Below are 20346 nucleotides of genomic sequence, written 5' to 3' on the forward strand. Positions count from 1 at the left end.
CTAGCAGCCGCCGGGTCGTTTACCACTAACCATTCCACAGATGAGCTAATCATTGAAAGCTAAGCGTTCAAAGCAGTAGTATAAGAATTAGCAGGTAAACATTCAGAGGATATAAATTTTCATGGACGAGCAAAGCAAAATCTCGAGTACTCAACAGGCCATAAATATTCTTGATTATTGGCACAAAATAGAGTTTTTCGAATCAACTGACATTAAAGATCTTGAAGATAATGCGGATGGCGTAATTCAACTTAACATTGAAGAATTACAAGATATTACTTCACTTCCCTGGATTGAACCACAGCAAGTCAGGCGCGCAGGCAGTGACTATTTACCTGAGAAAAAATACCGCTACGAACTCTTTTTTGGCATTTTTGATCGTGACGAAATATTCCAGCAAGCCAAACCTTTCGTTGCTGAAAACAGTGATATCGAGAGTGATGCACTCGGTAATGAAGGTCGTACATGCTCGATAAAATGTAAGATTGACCATAATGGCGTTATCGATAGTGATAGTTTTGAATTTTCTACCGTAACCTGGGCATTAGGTCAGATAGCAGAAGGTGGATTAGATCGGCTTAACTTTGATTCATATGAAGTTGATACAAAAAAATTACAACAGCGCTTTAAAGAAATTATTACGGTCGCTGATAATTTAAAAAAACAACACCACCTACCGTCTGTTTTAACCACTTTCGAAATCATTGCGTTTTTAAAAGCAATGGCACAATGGACGCCTTTCACTCCTCAAATCCCTGCTCCTGCGTTATTCATTAAGTTAAATGAAACTACACCTAAAAAAATTCATATCTCGTCCCCGCTAGACCTGGATTTAATTTCAGGCCTGAGCGACATAGCTGAAAAGAAACTTTTAAACGAACCGGAGTATTCTTCGAACTCTGCCGCCCACTACTCAAATGAAATAAGTATATTAAACAGCTTCTACTTACGTGATATCGAGCTGATAATACAAGATATCAAGCGGAATAAGCTAGAAGCTAATTCTCCATTAGGTCGCTATCTAACCGGAAGTCGTAAAAGAAAAGCAGATCTTCTTCTACCGGCAGGACGAACGCTATTAATTGATAAATTACGATTATCCCAGCTTCCTGCCGGACGCTGGCTTTCAGATAGCAGACACAATATGAGTTTAATGCAACAATTTGCCATTAATACTCTTGAACAAGAACTGACGCATCAAGGGCTATATTCAGTTAATGGTCCTCCAGGAACGGGAAAAACCACATTACTACGTGATGTAATTGCGAATAATATAGTCAAGCGTGCTGCTATTCTTGCAAGTTTCGATCGGGTTGAGGATGCCTTTTCTGGCTCGTTTACCATCGACGTTAATGGCGACACACGAAAGATTCCCTGCCTGCGCTCTGAACTGTGTGGCTACGAAATGGTGGTTGTTTCAAGCAATAATGCTGCTGTTGAAAACATCTCTCGCGAACTACCGCAGTTAAAAAGTCTTGGCGATGATTGGCAACATCATGATTATTTTAAATCAGCCGCGCGTAAACTTGCAGCATTTTCACGCATTTTGAAAGAAGATGAAAAGCAAGAAGATAAAACCTATTTAATTAAACCTCTTGCGCCAGAAGATGATTGCTGGGGATTGATTGCTGTAGCTTTAGGTAAGAAAAAGAATCGCGATCGCTTCAAAGAAAGAGTTTTCACACAAAATCATACAAAAGCTGTAACTACACCACCGGCTGATGAATACAGACATCTGTTTGAATCCTTAAAAAATAAAGACATAGTGAGCTTCTCAACAGCTAAAAAAGCCTTTATTCAGGCGCAACAAAACTATCAAGGTATCATTCAGGAAGTTCAGCAACTTGAACGTCTGAATGATCTGTCCAATATTTTCCATCAACAGCAGCTTAAAATAGAACAGTTACGCTTACGAATATTTTCACTCCACGCCCGAACAACGCGGTGCGCTGAACGTTTACCAAAATGGTGGACGTTAAGATTTGGAAAGATCTCTCGTCTTAAAGTCATTATTAAAGGATTAAAAAAGAGATTAGGCTCTGCTTTGGCACTATTGGAGTTGACTGAACAACGTTTAAGTCAAACGAGACGTGAACTGGATGCAAAACAACAAGATTGCTCAACGTTAAAGATTAAATATCAAGATACCATTTTTGCTGCGGATGATTTCAATATTGAGGCTGAGGACATTCAACGTACCGCTTTCGGTCAAGGCGCAATATTGAATGCAGCCCGTAGTCGACTTTCAGCATGTGCCCTTGATTTACACCAATCATGGCTGAAAGAAGCTTATAAAGAGTGCAACTTACTTAAAGTTATATTCTCCGTCAGCGACGCCATTAACGGTGGTGTAGCAGATAGCAAAGCCTGCCGTGCGTTGTGGCAACTTCTATTTATGATTGTGCCGGTGGTTTCTTCTACATTTGCCTCCGTGCATCGTCAGTTCATGCATTTAGGTGCTGGCGATATTGGATGGTTATTTATTGATGAAGCTGGGCAGGCAACACCTCAACAAGCGGCTGGAGCATTATGGCGCGCGAAACGTACTGTTGTGGTGGGAGATCCATTACAGATTGAGCCCGTTTTTACTATTCCTCCAGCATTCGTTGAAGCTCTTGCACAGCGTGCCTTCGCTGATGATTGGCGCCAGTGGTCTCCAACAACACAATCAGTACAAAATCTTGCAGATAGAGTGAACCCCTATGGTTCAGCACAAATATCTAATAAGAATTGGCTCGGCAGTCCGCTGCGCGTCCATCGGCGCTGTGATGAGCCAATGTTCAGTATCGCCAACACAATTGCTTACAACAATAAAATGCTACATGGTCGGGACAAGCGTTGGCCTACTGAAAATGATATTTGGGGAGAGAGTTGCTGGTTAGATGTCTGTGGTGAAGTGGAAGGAAAACATTACGTTCCCGCACAGGGGAAAAAAGTCCTCATGATGGTAAAGGACTGGTTTGAATATCATGGCGCGCTGCCCGACGTCTATATTATTTCACCCTTCAAACAGATAAAAAACCAACTTAAATTCCTGTTGAGTCAGGAACTAAAAGGCATCAAGGATATCAATCGCTGGATTGATGATAGGATTGGTACTGTTCATACCTTTCAGGGAAAAGAAGAAAAAAATGTCATTATTGTGCTCGGTTTATCGGCTAATAATTCTGGCGGAGAGAAATAGGCATCTTCAAAACCCAATTTGTTAAACGTTGCAGTAACGCGTGCGCAGAAACGGGTTTATATCATCGGCAGCAAGGCCATTTGGGCAGGATGCGATTATTTTAATATCGCTAACGAAATGCTAAGCAAAATGGCGCCTCCGGAAATCTCGGAAAAACTTGAGGTTGTGCAGTTTGATTAAGAACGTGACAGCGCCGCCACAATCTGCTGCCGCAGCCACTGCTGGGCCGGATCGCGGTGTAGACGTTCATGCCACAGCAGCAAAATATCAAAGCCCGGCACCTCCAGCGGCAGATCGACAACCGCGAGGTGCGAAGCGTGACGCACCAACCGCTCGGGCAGCACCGCCACTAAATCACTGCTCGCCAGCGTTTCCTGCATAAACAAGAAGTGCGGCACCGACAGCACCACGCGGCGTGAACGCCCGAGCTTCGCCAGCGCATTATCGGTGGCGGCGCTAAAGCCACCGCCATCGGGCGATACCATGACAAATTCCAGCTGACAGAATTGATCCAGCGTCGGCAGACGTTGCAACTGCGGGTGATCGCACCGTCCCGCCAGCACATAGCGCTCGCTGAACAGTTTGCGTTGATGCAGCGTCGGCGGCGCGTTATCGCCCGTATGAAACACCACATCCAGCTCGCCTTTTTCCAACTGCTGCGCCACCAGCGGCGGATTCAGCGCCAATATCGCCATACGACTTTGCGGCGCAGCAGCGCGGATCAGGTTGAGCGCAGGCAGCACCAACGCTGACGAGGTGTAATCGGTGGCGGCGATGCGCCAGGTGTCATCGGCATTGGCCGGATTAAAGGCATCGGGCGGCGCGACCGCACGCTCAACCGCTTCCAGCGCCAGACGCAGCGGCTCACGCAGAGCTGCTGCGCGCGCCGTTGGCAGCATGCCACGCGGCCCCGGTAACAATAGCGGATCGTCAAAATGCCTACGCAATCGCGCCAACTGAGCGCTGACGGAAGGCTGCGAGAGATGCAAACGCTGCGCCGCGCGCGTGACGTTGAGTTCGCTTAACAGCACGTTGAGCGTCTGCAGCAGATTCAAATCCAGCGAGTCGATATTCACTATGGCTATACCTGAGATATCAGCAATTGATTTCCACTATAGCCAGCGCCGACTTAATCTGCAGTGGTTTTCATCTTACAGGATTAAGCCCATGAATGTACTGATTGTGTATGCCCATCCGGAACCGCGTTCGCTGAGCGGTTCACTCAAAGACTTTGCCGTGCAGCATTTGCAGCATGCAGGACATCAGGTGCAGGTCTCTGATCTCTATGCGATGCAGTGGAAAGCGCCGCTCGACGCTGCCGACACGCGCGCCCCGTTAGTGGGCGACCACTTCGATGCTACGGTGGATTCCCGCTTCGCCTACGATCATCAGTTGCAGGCCGCCGATATCGCCGCGGAGCAGGAAAAATTGCGCTGGGCCGATACGGTGATTTTTCAATTTCCACTGTGGTGGTTTTCGATGCCCGCCATCATGAAAGGCTGGTTTGACCGCGTTTACGCCAACGGTTTTGCTTACGGCGTGGGCGAGCACAACGAACAGCATTGGGGCGATCGTTACGGCGAAGGCAATCTTAGCGGCAAACGTGCAATGCTGGTGGTGACGACCGGCGGATGGGAATCGCATTACAGCCCGCGCGGCATTAACGGCCCGATCAACGATCTGCTGTTTCCGATTCAGCACGGCATGCTGTTTTATCCCGGCTTTAGCGTGCTGCCGCCGCTGGTTTTCTATCGTGTACAAAAGTCAGCAGCAGAACGATTTGCTGGCTGGTGCGATGCGCTGGCTACAAGGCTGGATACGTTGGCGGAAACCGCGCCCATTGTCTACCGTCAGCAGAACAGCGGCGACTATGAGATTCCTGCGCTGACCTTAAAGGCGGAGTTTGTCCCGGAAGAGAGTGGCTTTGGCGTGCATGTGAAGCGGTGAAAGGTGGCAGACTCGGCGCTGAGCCTGCTGTTACTCGTACAGCCAGCGCCCCGCTTTTGCTGATTCAATCAACATTCCCAGCGTGAAATCGGGTACCACCGGCACTTCACGCTTATTGAATGGATTGAGAATCTGCGCCAGCGAGGGCTCATCGGGATAGTAGGTTTCAATGACGAATCCGCCGCGATCGACGCTGAACTCGCCGAAGAACTCATCCATCAGCGCAGCGGCTTCTTCACGCTCGAAGTTAAGATCGCTATCAATATCAATCTGCGGCGTCAGCGTCTTTTGCTTAAACAGGTAAACGCCGTCGTAACGCCGCACCAGCTCGTAGATACGCTGCTCAATTTCAACTGTCATCGCTTCTGCACCTCCACTGATTTCACCGGAGCGCCATTCTGCCATGCAATCCCAACAGTTGGATGAAAAAAATCTCTGCAGGAGAATTTTGAGACAAAGAGCCAGTTTTCCCAGCCGGGATGCCTGGTTTATTGCGTTAATGCATCCTGCGCTTCTTTCAACTCATCTCGCGCGTCAGCCAGTTTACGCTGCTGCTTCTCAATTTTATCGCCGCGGCCTTTGGCCTGCGCTTCCCTTAGATCTTGTTCGCGCTCCTGCACTTTCAATTGCTTCTCGGCCACTTTCTGCTGGCGCGCTGTAAGCAAGCCGCTGTCGGTGCAATTTGCCTTGGTTTCGCGTAACGCCTTTTCCAGACCGGCGATGCGCGCAGCATTGCCATGCTCACGCGCCATCGCCAGCTCTTGCTGGATATCCTGCTTTTTAGCGGCGCAGCCGGTGGCTGGGTTGGCAGCCTGAACAGACGTCACGGTCAAAGCAGAGAAAAGAATCGAAAGGGAAATCAGGGTGTTTTTCATGGTGAACTCTTGGTTTACATTGATGGGCGCTATTATACGAAGAGTTCTTAACAAGATCTTAAGTACCACACATCAGCACTAACTTTGCATAGAATCAGTATGGCTTTGCCGTGATAACGACGGGAATGGTATAAATGGAATTATTGTATTTATAAGCAGGGAGATTATTAAAAGAAAAAACCTTACCTTTCACATTCAAATAAATCACTCCATTTTCAATCTTACTTAGTGCTTTAGAATCAGAAGTAATGAGGAAGGGTGAATAATCATTACTTAAAGCCTTCTTGAATGCCTCTATAATTTATAAAAAAAGATGGTTAATTAAGCTGGTAGCGATGCAGGGTTATTTTCGCTGTGCGATTCACCCGGTTATCTTCTTCATACCCAGGTGAAATAGTTAGCATTCATACTGCCGAAGTTAGCAATACTCGCGGCATATCATTTACAAGGCGAACCTATCCAGGCCAGCTAGAGCGAATAAAAATGATCACATTTGATCTTAGGGGCGCCGAGCTTTAGGGAGAGTCTGTAAGCCGTCTCTTTCATTATCTTGCCCACACCGCTGTCGCGCATCGATTGCGTTAAACGCGATGACGGACCTGTTAATGCCAGCGCGGCGAGCAGTTTGTTTCCCTCACCAAAAACGGGAAGAGAGAATGCAGCAATGTGCGGATCACGCATGCCGGAGGTAAAGAGCGGTAATTCTGGGGCAGATTCAAGAAGCGGTTCATTGAGTCCCCAATGGCGAAGCACTTGCCCTATTGCTGAATTATCCAGCGGCAAAAGTGTACCGGGTAAGCGCGTTTCTCGTAATCCTTCGGAGGGCTCCGCTCTGAATAAGCAAAGCCTTTGACCGTTCTCAATCACATACCATGTGGCGCTTTCACCCGTCGCCGTCGCCAGCGCGTGCAGTTCAGGCTGGACAATACTGGCCAGATGAAATGACTGTTCATAGAGCTTGCCAAGATAAAGCAGTCTGGGACCCAACGTGTAAACGCCGCTGTCGCGTCTGATGACGTAGTTCATGCGTTCAAGTGAGTTCATAAGACGGTAAACCGTCGTTTTATGGTAGCCCGAAAATTGTGCCAGAGCGGTGAGCGTCAACGCCTCTTCGCCAGGCTTAAAACAATCCAGTAGTGCCAGCGCTTTCTCAACGGCAATTACGCCTTCATTCCCCATCGGTACGGTCTCCTGTTTGCGACGGTAAGAGTTTACCGTGCAATTTGTGATTCACATCGTATTTACATCACAAATGAAAGCTTAACGCTGGTGCGATCTGATTTAACATCGATATAGTGGTTTTACATAGTACAACATAGTTGTATCAGGTAAAACATGAAGAGGTGATTTATGCCACACGCAGAGAATACGTTCATCAAGCGCGACCTTACCCGTACAGCGCCCGAGCTGGTCAAACAGGCTGCTGAGTTTCAGGCCGCTATTCTTGCCGATGTTGCCGGACGTCGCGGTACACTGCACGGTCGCGTAAAGCCCGTTTCACCCACCATGAAAGTTGCTGGCCCCGCCATCACGGTAGAGGTTCGGCCGGGCGATAACCTTGCCATTCACGCGGCGCTCGCCATCGCTCAGCCTGGCGATGTTATCGTCGTCGACGGTAAAGGCGATATCAGCTGTGCTTTGATTGGTGAAATCATGTCCACTCAGGCAGAAGCGTCGGGCATCGCAGGAATCATCATCGATGGTGCAGTTCGCGACGCCGACGCACTGTGCGAAAACGGCTTCCCGGTGTTTTCCGCAGGTCTGAATCCTTGTGGCCCAACCAAATCTGTCGCGGGCCGCGTTAACTATCCTGTTTCTGTGGCCGGAGCGGCAATCCAGCCTGGTGATTTGATCATTGGTGATGTCGACGGCGTGGTCGTTCTGCCACGTGAAGCCGTTCCGGCGCTGATTGAACTGGCACAGAAAAAACTGGATGCCGAGACCAAACGCATTGCCGCCATCCGTGAAGGCGATATTCGCGCACCCTGGCTGGAAAAAGCCCTGCTTGCGGCTGGAATGTTGAATGAAGGGGAGGAATTGTAATGGCATCTTCTCATCCCGTAATTTTGGTAACCGGCAGCGATTTGGCGCAGGAAGCGTTAGGCTTGCTCAAGGGCTTTGATATCGTTTACGCAGGCATAAAGCCCAGCGAAGACGAATTGTGTCAGCTGTGTCACCAGCACGATCCGGTGGCGATTATTGTTCGATACGGCAAAATCAACGCCCGCATCATGGATGCCGCACCTCACCTGCGGGTTATTTCCAAGCACGGCAGCGGCATTGATGTTATCGATCAAAAAGCGGCGGCTGAGCGCCATATCAGCGTGCAGGCAGCGCCCGGTGCTAATGCAGCAGCGGTGGCTGAACATACATGGACGATGATATTGGCCTGCGCCAAAGCGGTTCTCCCACTGGATCGGCGAATGCGTCAGGGAAATTGGGACAAGTCGACCCACAAGTCGGTTGAGCTTGAAGGCCGAACGCTGGGTCTGATTGGATTGGGTGCGATTGGCGGCCGGGTGGCTCGCATTGGCAAAGCGTTTGGTATGAAAGTCCTTGCCTATGACCCGTTCGCCAGGTCCTTTCCCGACGAGTGTGAATCCTCCACGCTTGAAGCTCTGCTACAACAGGCAGATGTGATTTCATTGCACTGCCCATTGACGGAACAGACACAGCACATGATCAACAGCGACAGGCTGAGTCAGTGTAAAAAAGGTGCGATTCTCGTCAATACCGCACGCGGTGGCCTGATCGATGATAACGCGCTTCTAGCGGCGCTGGGTGACGGCACCCTTAGCTGGGCTGCTCTGGATAGTTTTGCTGTTGAGCCGCTGACCGCACCACATGTCTGGCAGGCTGTTGATAACGTCATCCTGTCGCCGCACATTGGTGGCGTCAGTGACAACTCATACGTGAAAATGGGAACAGCTGCAGCGAGTAACGTTTTGAAGGTGCTGGCTGAACCGATTAAAAGTGAAAGTGCCCTGTCTTAATGCATTAACCTTCCCCACCACTTGTTAAACGACCTTACCAACTTGCTTGCTGGTAAGGTCGTTCATCAACCTCGGCTATCACTGCAAATCTCCGTCACTCCCTCAGCGTTGACCCTTCGATAAGACAGTTACGTCTTTCCAATTCAGACTTGTTACTGAGATTTCAATGACGTTTAGCGGCTTGATAACGAGAAGTGCATAGCTTGGATGAGGCGGAACGTGAACTTCTTTTGGGGTGGATTGATGGTGGGAGGAATGGGAGAAAAGTTTCCCGCAGACGCTCAGATAAGCGCCCGCGGGAGGGTGACGTTATTTACTCACCGGCGACGCGGTGTTTTCGACTTCAATGTTTAACTCTTTTTTGCGGCCCATGATCAGCACGGCGATACCGCCGATACCACACAGAATCGCCAGCGGCACCATAGCCAGTGTGTGGCTGCCCGTGGCCTGGTTGATGATGCCGTAAACGTTGACCATCAATCCTCCGCCGATCAGGTTAGCCATGGCGCCAATCGCAGCCAGACCGGCGGCCGCAGTAGTGGAAGACATCCATCCCGATGCAAGCGCCCAGAACGGACCTTTCATTGAGTACGCGCCTACCAGCACCAGCGACAGAATCACCACGCTGCCCGTCAAACTGTTGGTGATAAAGGCAGATAACAGACCACCCGCAATCAGGAAAAGGGTTAAAGCGGTATGCCAGCGACGCTCACCGCTGCGATCGGAGCTTCTGCCCCACACAATCATCAGGATAGATGCCAGACCGTAAGGGATGGCGTTCACCAAACCGGTGGTAAAGTTATCCAGGCCATATGATTTAAGCAGTTGCGGCGACCAAACGCTCAGCGTTGAGCCTGCCGCAGAAGCGCCGGCATAAATCAGCGCCATCACCCAGATATGTTTATGGCGCAGCAGCTGCCATAAAGAGATGTGGCCAATCGCTTTCTTCTTCGCGTTCTCGGCTTCAAGCGTGCTATTCAGCCACGCTTTTTGTTCCTGATTTAACCAGCTGGCATCGCTGGGTCTGTTGCTCAGCATAAAGAAGGCGGCAATACCCAAAACCACCGCTGGAATGCCTTCCAGGATGAACAACCAATGCCAGCCACGCATGCCGTACCAGCCATCAAGTGACAATATGGCCCCAGAAATGGGCGAGCCGATAAAATTCGCGGCGGGAATGGCAACCATAAAGGTGGCGATCACGCGGGCGCGATATTTACCCGGAATCCAGTAAGTCAGATAGAGAATCACGCCAGGGAAGAATCCAGCCTCAGCTGCACCCAGTAAAAAACGCAATACGTAAAGTGTATTGGCACTTTCAACGAAGGCGGTACAGACCGAGATAATGCCCCACGAGACCATGATGCGAGAGATCCAAATCTTCGCACCGATTTTCTGCATCGCAAGGTTGCTGGGTACTTCAAAAAGAAAGTAACCCACAAAGAACAGGCTACTGGCCAGACCAAAAACGGCTTTAGATAATCCCAAATCTTCATTCATCTGTAGCGAGGCCATACCGATGTTGCCACGGTCAATGATGGCAATCAGATAGCAGACGATGAGAAAGGGCAAAATGCGCCAAACCACCTTCTTAACGGTCTGCTGCTCTATATCGGCAGAGAAAGACGTGGTGTGCTTTTTCTCAGACATGATAATCCTCACAAGTTTGTCATGGCCTTACGCGATGATATGTTCGCAATGCCGATTGTTGTACTGTGTAAAACTTAGATGTACAGAGTACAATCATTATCTCGACAAACGCCCTTCTGTGCCTGAAGTTGTAATCAGGTTGTGTCTTTTGTCACAGAAAGGTATCTGATGATTTTCATTTTTGTGATGCTGGCGAGATTTCTTTTTCGCGCGCACCGCGGGTCTACTGAAAATCATAAGAAATGAGGTAAGTAAAACGGCAGGAATGGAAAAATTAACTGAGACTAATAAAGGAAATATAAATCAGCAATATCAATCAATTAAATGTATTCCCCAATTTCGCAGGATGGATATCATCAACAGGCGCTGCTATTAAAACTCACTGTGACGATACAAAGCGAAACCAATAAACAAAAAGTCATGTTTTGATCGGGTGGGCGTTGAATTGTACTTCAGGAGAAAAAGACAATAGAAGATGAAGTGCCCCGTCGACCTTAGCATAACCACAATAAGGCTCGGACGGATTTGAACCAAAAAAAAAGCCTTTCGGCTTTAATTTTAGTAACTTGCGGACTGTTACGGAAGTTCTCGTATCTTTAAATGGTGCCGAAGGCCGGACTCGACAATCAATTCAAGCACTTGATTTTAAATAAAAAACAACAAACCATCACTGTTAATGCCCCCTTATGTGCCCCCGCTTTTTTTGGCGAAATCTTCATAGATATCCTTTCACTAAATTTTTGTATTGCCCGTTTCAAGTAAAAGCCTGCTTAATGTGGCGGATTCGTTCTAAGGTTGAAATCCACATAATCATTTTCCACCTAAAAAAAGATTTTAATAATTATCCTTCACATTATTCACTTATTGATTTTTATGATTAGAAACATAACCTTATACTGTGAATGATTGGTGCAGGGTGACGATTATCATTCATATCAGGTGAAGTCTGGACGTAAAAAACCGGCTTTCGCCGGAAAATATAGTCATATTGCTGTGGGCTCATCGCACCCTAGCAGCTAATCGCTCGTGCTCTCTCCCGTGAGATCGAGATTGGATTGCATCACTGACTTTTTGTGAAGCTTTAGTCAGTGATGCCCCGCGCAACCGAATGATGCTCTTAAGTAGCAGGTCAAACATATTTATGTTATGCGGAATCTTATGGCGGTTGGCTTCAATGTAAGCGCGATAGGAATGATAGAAATAGCGCTTAGGGGCTGAAGTGGCCGAAAGCTCGCATTCTACATATTGAGTGCACTTGGCTCTTACGCCCTGTGGATGGCTGAAATGCTGCCCAGTTACAGCTAGAAAGTTGTTACCTGAGCTTGAAGCATCTCGCCTTCTCCCGCGTTTATTTAACCTAATGTCCGCTTTGTGCCAGAAGCGGACATTGCTAATCCCCTGACACACGCTAAACAGTTTGCAATGCAGCTTATTTCTGTTCCTCATGTAAAAAGGGCATTAACTGAAAGATGTCACTTAACTTCCTCATGTATATCTACATCCACACATAGTCATCAGGAAAAGGATGAATGAAGATGCAGAGAGGTAAAAGAGCTGTTATTACCGGTGGCGGCGGGGGATTTGGTCAGGCGCTGTGCGTGTGGCTGGCACGAGAGGGGGTAGAGGTGGATTTTTGCGGACGGCGGGCTGAAGATATTTAAAAAACCTGCAGCAGCATCACTGCTGAAAGCGGCATTGCAAAAGGGTATATCTGTGATTTAACCCGGCCTGAATCCATTTCTCAGTTTTCTTCACAGTTGTTAATTTCAAACAAGCCGATAGACATTTTAATCCTGAATGCTGCTCAGTGGTTGTCAGGGAGATTAGACGATCAGCCTGACACAGAAATTATCAACACCGTCAGTTCAGGTCTGACAGGTTCGATTCTACTGACTCAGGCTCTGCTGCCCGGGTTAAGACGTTCAGACAATGCTGATATCGTCTCAATTATATCTTCATGTGGGATCCCGAATTTTACGGATTCAATTGCGCACCCTGCTTTTTTCGCCAGCAAACATGGGTTTAGCGGGTTTATCACCAAACTGTCACAGCAGTTGTCCGAAGAAAACATACGTGTGACCGGGTTGTATCCACCGGATTTCGAACTTACAGGGTTAGATACGTCTTTTGATACAGAATCCAGAATGGAGAAACGTCTGATGAATGGGCACTCAGTCTGGGAAACAGTTCGTTTTTTGCTGACTCAGCCATGTAGTTGTCATATAAGCAGCATCTACTTTCAAGGTCCAACTCGCGAAGAACTGGGATAAGAGCGGATAAAAGCCAGTGGAGTTAAACAAACATTCATACTTCGGCATCTCGCTCACAGCCGAGATCCAAACGTTTTAATATTACGCCCTATCTCTGTGAGATCAGACAGGACACTCAACCATGGTCTGTACCCACGCATTCTTCCCCGGAGGAAGGTTACATTCAATGCGAAAAAAACCTACAGGGTCATATACATGAAATATCTCACAGTAGGACTCATTATGCTGGTATCCAGCCAGGCAATGGCAGGCATAAAATCTGCACAGACTTACCCTTCCTGCGGCATTGCAGGCCCAGCGTAACGTCAAAGCGGAAACGGGAGGCATCATCGAAGATCTGCTTGATGCGAATATTTCCTCAAGGGTCAACGTGTTGCAGGCTGATATCATAACGGCACGCAAGGCCCGTCAACTCACACAGGCACAGGCTGACACGCTATGGCAGCACTCCACACGGGTACGCAGATTTGTTAAGCAGCAGGGGTTCCTGAGCGCTACAGAGAGTACCTCCGCGCTGCGGGGATCTGTGTGGCAATCTGGCTGGAGGTTAGCCCTCTACGCGTTAACGTTGTTCGCAAACTGTGATATTCCAGGGACGCCCTGCTCATAATGAACAGGGCGACATAAATCGATCCCTGCCCCCACTTACGCTTCAGTATTTATTGCTTTTCCGATACCTGACTATTTAAAATCGACCTGCATCAGTTCGGCAATTGTCGCGTCACGCGTTGTCAGCACGCAGCGATCCAGATAATCGGTGAACCTGGAAGGCTTACTCATACCAAGCTGCAGCAGTTTAGAATTATCAAACACCACATTCAGATTTGAGAAATGGCCGTAAAGGTTCATCGCACGCAGCATGATCCGTTCGTTGCTCGGGCCAAACAGATCCTTAAATGTTCTTCTGCTGTCAGAAAGCTGTTTATAGGAAACCTTTTGATAATCAATACCCAGAGCCCTGCCCCCTAATAAACCTGTTGAACCAGTAATAAGGATATTTTTCATGATAGTGCCATTCCATTCTGGTTGATCAAAGGAAAGCTTTAACAGAACGCCTTCCGAACACAAAAAAACCAAAAAAAACACAAAAATAAATTAATTATTTATGGTGAATTTAAAGATAAATTAAGGATTGACGTTAGATCCCACACTGACGATTTAATCACTTATCAGGTCGTAAACCAGACCAGTATAAAGCTAATAACTATCGCCAGACTCAACAACAGTGTAGATACTTCATTGAACTTTTTCATTTAGCTTATGTTTATATTCCATGCGCAGGAAGCAATTCTTAAAAATCATTACCACCCTGTTGATTTCACAATCTGATTTGAACAATTCTTTCCATTTAGGATCAAGCTTTATTTGTATTTTTTTGCGAACTAATAATTAATTTAGTGAGTGAACCTTTTATGCGCTTATTTATTGAGGATCAGTTCAGACTGTGTGTAGAACATGTGTAGAAGCTAAAAAAGACAATTTATAGAATAAACCCCTGCATTTGTTTACCCCTTGTTTAATACTCATCAATTATACCCTTGCCTGTCATGAAATATTTGCGCACAAATCATTAAGCGGCCCCTTGTATTTCACTTTAGGTAACTGGCATGTTTACAACATATTTAAAACTTAAAAATACCGGCTGGGAAGAATGCACGCTTTCTGCGTATGCTCAGATTTACACTGCATTCGGGGGGAGCGTGTGCACCCATCCCCGCGTTCTCGCTTATCTTTCCGAGCGTGGAGGCGTCCGTATTCAGTACTATATGAAAAGGCAAGACGGGCAACCCATTGCTGGCGTGTTTTCTGTCAATCGCTCTCTGGAATATAAAAATTCAACGCTTCCCTTTGTTTTTGATGATCTTATCCTGCCGATAAAAGCGGATGTAAAAGTCATACTTCCTTTTAAAACCAAGCGGTTATCACCTCATTCTCAGGGTGTCATATTTAACAGCATCCGTCACAATCTGTTTAAGAAAAAAATGGCTCACATCAAGTCCGATTTTTCCGTGAAAACCGCTAAGAAGCGTATCGGAGAGGTGCGACGATTTACAAAAGCGGGCGGAACAATTGAGGATGTGACTTCTTTTTCCCCTGCTGAACTTTCGGCTATCTATCAGCGCCTGTTCGATTTGCGGTGGCAAAACAGTCTTAAGTGCACTGACACCGGGATCCTGACTGAGACGTTCTCCATGTTCAGAGACATGATCTTTGGCAAAATATTATTCATCAATGACTCACCCTGCGCTTTTGATCTCAACTATAAAGTTGAGTGCCCATCATGGTATTACTTCGAGGACTTTAATGGCGGTATCGACCCGCAGTTTAAATCTATGGGGGTCGGCTCTGTTTTGCTCTGGGAAAACATCCAGCACGCCAGAGCGTTAGCCGCGTCATTGGATAAGCAATTTATATTTTCTCTGGGTGCCTATAACCCAGACTGGTATTACAAAAAACAGTGGTGCGATATTATGCCCTCGGGTCGTACGCTGTTCTGAAGTTGGAAATATGGATTTTTTTGCATTTGCCTCCCGCATTTCACACAGGTAATACACGTACCTATATAGAGAAAAACATTTTGCTTCTACACACAATCTCAACACACTCTCAACGGTGAATAAACGCGTGTCCGGTAACATGGGTCATCACTCTTTAATACGAGAAACCCATGTTGTCCCTCAAACTGTTTTCTCTGCCTTTACTTCTGGTTGCCATAATTGCCGCGCTGACAGGCTGCGATGATAAAGCCGTTACGGAAGCTGAAGCACTGCACCTCAGGTTGCCGTTGAGGTGATTCAACCACAGGTGTTAGCGGTCAGCGAGACGCTTCCGGGCCGCGTTAACGCGCTGCAAACAGCAGAAATACGCCCGCAGGTGAGCGGTATCATTAAGCGCCGCCTGTTTGAACAGGGCGCAGAAATTAAAAAAGGGACGCCTCTTTTCCAGATCAATGCGGCACCTTTTGAAGCGGAAGTCTCCAGTGCGCAGGCCGGTTTACTGCGTGCTAAAGCCGCCAATGACAAAGCCCAACAGCAGGCTGCCCATCTGCGGCCACTGATGAAAACGGGCGCGGTGAGCCGTCAGAGTTTCGATGAGGCCATCGCGAATGCCCGACAGGCCGCGGCAGATGTGGCGCAGGCCAGCGCCGCGCTCAGGCGCAAAGAACTCGACCTGATTTTTGCCACCGTCGGGGCCCCGATATCCGGACGTATAGATCAGGCTCTGGTTTCCGAAGAGGCTTATGTGACAGCCAGCGACAGCACTCCTCTGGCCCGCATTTACCAGACAGACCCCATTTATGTGGACATCCACCAGCCCGCCGGGGTTTACCACCAGCTGCGCCAGCAGTCGGCAAGTCAGAAGGCCACTACGACGGGCGTGCCGGTTAAGGTTTTGTTACCCGGTGGCGCTGTCTATCACCAGCCGGGCAGAATCCTTTTCTCCGGCATTAGCGTCGATACCGCGACAGGCGACGTTATAGTCCGCATCGAGGTGAGTAATCCGAATCGCGAACTCCTGCCCGGCATGTTTGTGCGGGTTGAGATCCCCCGTCAGCATTATGAGGATGCGCTGATGGTTCCCCAGCAGGCTGTCTCGCATCAGGAAGGTCACGCTGTACTCTGGGTGGTTGACAATGAGCAAAAGGCCCGCCAGATCAACGTCCGTGTCGGGGAGCTAATCCATGGCGCCTACCGCATTGCCGAAGGCTTACCTGCCGGCAGCCGTGTGGTCGTTCAGGGCATGGATAAGCTTGGCAACGGCATGAACGTCGCGGCAGTGATTTCAACCGCTTCCCCTGCAACACTGACCATGAAGGCCGGAGAGTAAAATGGCTCAGTTTTTCATTAAGCGCCCGGTTTTCGCCTGGGTGGTCGCATTGTTCATTATTCTTTTCGGGATTATTGCGATCCCGAAACTGCCGGTGAGACGCTGGCAGAGCCTGCATTTCGTATGCAGGTACGTTGAACCACCATAGACTTGTTTTGGGGCTGGAAAACGCCACACATCGGGCTTGAATGCGTGCGATCAAACTGTTTTGGGATATTTAGAGGCGTGGGCTGCGTCATAGCTTTTCAAGTTGACAACTGTACGTGTTTGAAGCTTGGAACTACACGCCGCTATGAGATAGTATTCCCGAAGATCTGTCACTACTAACTAAGCGGCAATTTTTGGTGAAAACTTAGATCATTTCTTACATACATGAGAGATAGAATTTTACGTCTAACTCACTGTTTAATAAGAAATTAAATTGAATGGTGCCGAAGGCCGGACTCGAATTTAACACCCAACAGACTGATATCAATGTAGTTTAAAATCAGGAATAAATGGTTGTACCCGCACTTGTACCCACAAGTTAAGATCCGTACAAAAAATAGACATCGCGAGTGGGTATAAAGCCATACCAGTAGAACACTGATATGGCTGTTGAAGCAAGACTCAGGCAGGCAGGAACGTTTTCTTCAGAGGCACCAAAAGTTTAGTCTCGATATCAACTTGTTCGTAGTTCTCAATAAGCGCACGGACGAGATCATCAAGTGTCCAGAGCGTCAGTGGTATTGTCGAACGGTCGGCTTCATATCGAGCATCTTTCGTAAAACCCCCTGTACTGACATAAAGCCCGCGATCGTCTTTATGGCGACCGCCGATAAAGCTGCGTATCTGTTGGCTTCCCATCTGCTCCCTGCGGTGCTTTACTTCAACGATGATACGCGGATTTTCAAAACCGAACCCATCAGGTGAAGCAATGATGTCTTTACCCCGATCAGCTCCCGCAGGTGAGACCTGCGTTTTATAGCCCATACTGCGTAAAACTCCGGCAACAAGATTTTGCATCTCATCCCAGTCAAGAGAGTTGATACGATCTTTGATACCCTCAAACGCCAGCATTTCCATATCGCGAAGCGGATCAGAAACGACCTCATCTTCATCTATCACAATTGGATTCTGAGTAATTACATCTGCAGTGGGTTTCTTATCCTGCAAAAGCTCTTCTAGAGCATATTCTGGAAGCTGGAAAACCGTCAGCGTGGAGCCCAATGTGTTTTTGGTAGCAACAGACAATCGATCGCGATCGATTTCTTCAGTATTCCATTTAACCTGTCGAGCGATTCCCATCCCCTCTTCTACCCATTCAGGGTGGTACTGGAAATCAGATGTAACCTTACCTAGCAGATAAGTACGATTGGCTGGCGAATAGGTAATAACCCAATCACCCTTTTGGATCTCATTCACAAAACGCCAGACCTGCGATGCACCAGAACGGGCTGTTCCCAGCTTTGTTAAGGGATCTGCCTCCTGGTATAAGGCCAGTAACTGGGCTCGGGACAGGCCGGGTTTGACTAATGGAGCCAGCTGAGACCAACCGATGCCTACAATTTGCTTATCGCGAAAATCGTCATAGAGCTTGCCGCCATCGCCACGAATCATCCACATTCTGTTGCCCATACCAGTCCCTTCATGAAGAAAAGAAATTAAGCTGGATCATAAGCTTGTTCGTCGCATGCGTCAAAACCATCAACAACGACGGCCCAGCATTCCCGGATTGTACTTGCGATAATGTGCCCAGTTAAAATTACAGCTTCTATTTGCATGATATTTCGTCCATATAAGTAAAAGCACCAACCAGCATCGGCAGATGCTTTTTGGAATGAGTAAATAAGTAAGGAAAGCTGCAGTGTAAATCAGGAAGGCTATTCCCAATGTTCACTGTGCCGCGCTAATACGATTTCTTTTCAATAAACCAGTTGCCTGCCGCGCCCGCAGAATATCGACTGCCCGCAGATATGGGGACTGTTCTTGCCAGTCGAATCCCCTGCGATCAATACGAACCAGTTCGTACTTTTCCACCAGAAAATTCACGGCATCGGCCAAAGATATACCGGCATCGATATGTTCCTGAATTACCGTTTCATCACTGAATGGTGTGTCGTTAAGTGTCAGTCCATAATGTTGTTCCAGCAGGCGTGCAAGCAGCATTTGCCAGACAGCCACGGGCGACAGACATAGCGTCGCCGCCTGCGGAGTTGTTGCAGGTAGAGTTTTCATATTTGCTCTTGTGAAGGTAGTTAACGTTGAGTGGGGTAAACGGCGATGTATACGTAGCCGCAACTGCCAAGGGTATCGGCTTCGCAGGTGAAACCGTTGTGGTACAGGGTGACGCAGTGGGCATGGCGAGGATTCATTTCACCAGTGGTCAGCATCGATTCCATCTGGCTGATAAAATGCGGGAATATTTCATCCAACTTCAAATATTCTGCGTTAATGAATTTACCGGTAATGCTGGCACGGTCAGCCAGATAGTGCAGTCGGTTTCCCTCCTGTACCAGACGAGCGCCAAAGCAAGGCGTCACATTACGATTCAGCCCCCACTTGAGAAATAAATCGTTCTCTGAGTCAGTAGATTTCATTGAAGTGCCCTCATATCCAGCCTCGCTCTGCGAACGACACTATGCCCTCTGAACCGATGACCAGATGATCGAGCGTGTTCACATCAACCAATGCCAGCGCTTCTTTAAGCCTGCCCGTAATGTTGCGGTCACATTGGCTGGGCTCCGGATCACCGGATGGATGGTTATGCGCCAGCACAACAGCAGCAGCATTGAAGCGAAGCGCTGACTTCACCACCTCACGGGGATGGACCTGGACATGGTTAATCGAACCGGCAAATAGCGTTTCACTCTCCAGTAAACGGTGCTGGTTATCGAGATAGAGCACCATAAACACTTCCCGTTCTTGTCCTGCCAGATGTAACCGAAGCCAGTCACGGGCAGCCGTGCTTGAGGTAAAGGACATGCCGGGCTGGCGCAGATATTTATCCAGCAGGTTGATAGCGCGGCGAATGGTCCGTTGGGCATAAGGTGTCAATCCGGAGGTCGCGGGGAGCAGGCAACCATGCTGGGCCATAACCGCCAGCGGAAAGAGTTCAGGCTGCGTTGACACCGGGGATAATGCGGTATTCATGTCAGGTATTCCTCAGTCGATTAGATGCATAATGGCGCTGCATTCCGGATGGTTCAGCGCGTAGTCGCGTAAGAGATAATAGTGTTCAGTCATCGCGTCACACTCGGTGCGACAGGCATGGTGGTTGTAAGCCATCAGACAGGCGACCATCCCTGCAGCTTCACTGGTAAGCTCTGCACCATTGCCGTTCATGCTGTTGAACAATGCCCACTTCTCACCGCTCTCTGACTCTGGAGCCATAAAAGCACCTCCATTACTGAGCGTCGAAAAGCGCCAGATACCGCCGTGATAATCGACACACAGCCGGTCCATCCAGGCGAAAATGCGAGGTTCAAGGGTTATCCATTGTGGGATGGAGCCAAAGTGCTGCGGCCAGAAGCCGATGCGTAGCTCGTCAGGGACCACCGAGGCAGTAATTGCTGCCTGCTCAGCGAACTCAGGGTTGTGTGTATCCATTAAACTATCTC

The 20346-nt window shown here is 48.3% G+C and carries 17 protein-coding genes and 2 pseudogenes; 8 read left to right on the forward strand and 11 right to left on the reverse strand.

All coding sequences use genetic code 11. The annotated features are described in order from the left end of the window. Positions 1–121: 121 nt before the first annotated feature. Positions 122–3184 carry a DEAD/DEAH box helicase gene (locus tag ACVLVH_RS12975; protein ID WP_498949499.1) on the forward strand — a complete coding sequence of 1021 codons (3063 nt, stop codon included), beginning with the start codon at positions 122–124 and terminating at the stop codon, positions 3182–3184. A 176-nt stretch (positions 3185–3360) separates the two neighbouring features. Here ACVLVH_RS12975 and ACVLVH_RS12980 read toward each other — a convergent pair whose 3' ends face one another. Further along, the gene (locus tag ACVLVH_RS12980) at positions 3361–4263 is read right to left on the reverse strand and encodes a LysR family transcriptional regulator (protein WP_192412753.1); all 903 of its coding nucleotides are present in this window, start codon (positions 4261–4263) and stop codon (positions 3361–3363) included. An 88-nt stretch (positions 4264–4351) separates the two neighbouring features. Here ACVLVH_RS12980 and ACVLVH_RS12985 point away from each other — a divergent pair, with 88 nt between their 5' ends. Beyond that, entirely contained in the window at positions 4352–5131 is a 780-nt protein-coding gene (locus ACVLVH_RS12985) for an NAD(P)H-dependent oxidoreductase (RefSeq protein ID WP_192412457.1), read from the forward strand. Between the two features lie 30 nt (positions 5132–5161). Here ACVLVH_RS12985 and ACVLVH_RS12990 read toward each other — a convergent pair whose 3' ends face one another. The 3 genes from ACVLVH_RS12990 to ACVLVH_RS13000 form a co-directional block, all read right to left on the reverse strand. Beyond that, entirely contained in the window at positions 5162–5491 is a 330-nt protein-coding gene (locus tag ACVLVH_RS12990; RefSeq protein ID WP_008107769.1) for a DUF1493 family protein, read from the reverse strand. A 128-nt stretch (positions 5492–5619) separates the two neighbouring features. Beyond that, positions 5620–6006 (reverse strand): DUF1090 domain-containing protein, encoded by a 387-nt coding sequence (locus ACVLVH_RS12995; protein WP_192412458.1) that lies wholly within the window; start codon positions 6004–6006, stop codon positions 5620–5622. A gap of 468 nt (positions 6007–6474) precedes the next feature. Beyond that, positions 6475–7185, reverse strand: a complete 711-nt coding sequence (locus ACVLVH_RS13000) for an IclR family transcriptional regulator (protein ID WP_192412459.1) — start codon at positions 7183–7185, stop codon at positions 6475–6477. Between the two features lie 171 nt (positions 7186–7356). Between ACVLVH_RS13000 and ACVLVH_RS13005 the strand changes: the two genes are divergently transcribed. Both ACVLVH_RS13005 and ACVLVH_RS13010 read left to right on the forward strand, forming a co-directional pair. Next, positions 7357–8049, forward strand: a complete 693-nt coding sequence (locus ACVLVH_RS13005) for an RraA family protein (protein ID WP_192235812.1) — start codon at positions 7357–7359, stop codon at positions 8047–8049. Beyond that, complete coding sequence (locus ACVLVH_RS13010; RefSeq protein WP_498949501.1) at positions 8049–8999, forward strand: NAD(P)-dependent oxidoreductase; 951 nt, start codon at positions 8049–8051, stop codon at positions 8997–8999. Before ACVLVH_RS13005 ends, ACVLVH_RS13010 begins: the two co-directional genes overlap by 1 nt. A 309-nt stretch (positions 9000–9308) precedes the next feature. Here the strand turns inward: ACVLVH_RS13010 and ACVLVH_RS13015 are convergent, their stop codons facing one another. Then, on the reverse strand, positions 9309–10649 hold the full coding sequence (locus ACVLVH_RS13015) for an MFS transporter (protein ID WP_110867458.1): 1341 nt from the start codon (positions 10647–10649) through the stop codon (positions 9309–9311). 1535 nt (positions 10650–12184) lie between these two features. Here ACVLVH_RS13015 and ACVLVH_RS13020 point away from each other — a divergent pair. Then, positions 12185–12919 (forward strand): annotated as a pseudogene (locus ACVLVH_RS13020) (SDR family oxidoreductase). A gap of 681 nt (positions 12920–13600) precedes the next feature. Here the strand turns inward: ACVLVH_RS13020 and ACVLVH_RS13025 are convergent. Further along, entirely contained in the window at positions 13601–13924 is a 324-nt protein-coding gene (locus tag ACVLVH_RS13025) for a hypothetical protein (protein WP_225614465.1), read from the reverse strand. 602 nt (positions 13925–14526) lie between these two features. Between ACVLVH_RS13025 and ACVLVH_RS13030 the strand changes: the two genes are divergently transcribed. The 3 genes and pseudogenes from ACVLVH_RS13030 to ACVLVH_RS13040 form a co-directional block, all read left to right on the forward strand. Beyond that, positions 14527–15417, forward strand: coding sequence for a GNAT family protein (locus ACVLVH_RS13030; RefSeq protein ID WP_192412460.1), 891 nt, complete (start codon positions 14527–14529; stop codon positions 15415–15417). Positions 15418–15709: 292 nt separating this feature from the next. Beyond that, positions 15710–16747 carry an efflux RND transporter periplasmic adaptor subunit gene (locus ACVLVH_RS13035; RefSeq protein WP_498949503.1) on the forward strand — a complete coding sequence of 346 codons (1038 nt, stop codon included), beginning with the start codon at positions 15710–15712 and terminating at the stop codon, positions 16745–16747. A gap of 1 nt (position 16748) precedes the next feature. Continuing rightward, a pseudogene (locus ACVLVH_RS13040) lies at positions 16749–16862 on the forward strand (efflux RND transporter permease subunit); the annotation flags it as partial. Between the two features lie 494 nt (positions 16863–17356). Here the strand turns inward: ACVLVH_RS13040 and ACVLVH_RS13045 are convergent. From ACVLVH_RS13045 to ACVLVH_RS13065, 5 genes are all read right to left on the reverse strand, one after another. Next, entirely contained in the window at positions 17357–18346 is a 990-nt protein-coding gene (locus tag ACVLVH_RS13045) for a restriction endonuclease (RefSeq protein WP_077905735.1), read from the reverse strand. A 276-nt stretch (positions 18347–18622) separates the two neighbouring features. Then, positions 18623–18964, reverse strand: a complete 342-nt coding sequence (locus ACVLVH_RS13050) for a TA system toxin CbtA family protein (RefSeq protein WP_021554942.1) — start codon at positions 18962–18964, stop codon at positions 18623–18625. Positions 18965–18984: 20 nt separating this feature from the next. Then, positions 18985–19326, reverse strand: a complete 342-nt coding sequence (locus ACVLVH_RS13055) for a type IV toxin-antitoxin system YeeU family antitoxin (protein ID WP_000842921.1) — start codon at positions 19324–19326, stop codon at positions 18985–18987. A gap of 10 nt (positions 19327–19336) precedes the next feature. Beyond that, entirely contained in the window at positions 19337–19879 is a 543-nt protein-coding gene (gene radC, locus ACVLVH_RS13060; protein WP_099543520.1) for a RadC family protein, read from the reverse strand. 12 nt (positions 19880–19891) lie between these two features. Beyond that, positions 19892–20335 carry an antirestriction protein gene (locus tag ACVLVH_RS13065; RefSeq protein WP_021554940.1) on the reverse strand — a complete coding sequence of 148 codons (444 nt, stop codon included), beginning with the start codon at positions 20333–20335 and terminating at the stop codon, positions 19892–19894. Positions 20336–20346 lie beyond the last annotated feature (11 nt).

It is taken from the genome of Kluyvera sp. 1366, from assembly GCF_054823405.1.

Coding starts and splice junctions, on each gene's coding strand:
- ACVLVH_RS12975 (WP_498949499.1), top strand. CDS start 122: ATGGACGAGCAAAGCAAAATCTCGAGTACTCAACAGGCCATAAATATT.
- ACVLVH_RS12985 (WP_192412457.1), top strand. CDS start 4,352: ATGAATGTACTGATTGTGTATGCCCATCCGGAACCGCGTTCGCTGAGC.
- ACVLVH_RS12990 (WP_008107769.1), bottom strand. CDS start 5,491: ATGACAGTTGAAATTGAGCAGCGTATCTACGAGCTGGTGCGGCGTTAC.
- ACVLVH_RS12995 (WP_192412458.1), bottom strand. CDS start 6,006: ATGAAAAACACCCTGATTTCCCTTTCGATTCTTTTCTCTGCTTTGACC.
- ACVLVH_RS13000 (WP_192412459.1), bottom strand. CDS start 7,185: ATGGGGAATGAAGGCGTAATTGCCGTTGAGAAAGCGCTGGCACTACTG.
- ACVLVH_RS13005 (WP_192235812.1), top strand. CDS start 7,357: ATGCCACACGCAGAGAATACGTTCATCAAGCGCGACCTTACCCGTACA.
- ACVLVH_RS13010 (WP_498949501.1), top strand. CDS start 8,049: ATGGCATCTTCTCATCCCGTAATTTTGGTAACCGGCAGCGATTTGGCG.
- ACVLVH_RS13015 (WP_110867458.1), bottom strand. CDS start 10,649: ATGTCTGAGAAAAAGCACACCACGTCTTTCTCTGCCGATATAGAGCAG.
- ACVLVH_RS13025 (WP_225614465.1), bottom strand. CDS start 13,924: ATGAAAAATATCCTTATTACTGGTTCAACAGGTTTATTAGGGGGCAGG.
- ACVLVH_RS13030 (WP_192412460.1), top strand. CDS start 14,527: ATGTTTACAACATATTTAAAACTTAAAAATACCGGCTGGGAAGAATGC.
- ACVLVH_RS13045 (WP_077905735.1), bottom strand. CDS start 18,346: ATGATTCGTGGCGATGGCGGCAAGCTCTATGACGATTTTCGCGATAAG.
- ACVLVH_RS13050 (WP_021554942.1), bottom strand. CDS start 18,964: ATGAAAACTCTACCTGCAACAACTCCGCAGGCGGCGACGCTATGTCTG.
- ACVLVH_RS13055 (WP_000842921.1), bottom strand. CDS start 19,326: ATGAAATCTACTGACTCAGAGAACGATTTATTTCTCAAGTGGGGGCTG.
- radC (WP_099543520.1), bottom strand. CDS start 19,879: ATGAATACCGCATTATCCCCGGTGTCAACGCAGCCTGAACTCTTTCCG.
- ACVLVH_RS13065 (WP_021554940.1), bottom strand. CDS start 20,335: ATGGATACACACAACCCTGAGTTCGCTGAGCAGGCAGCAATTACTGCC.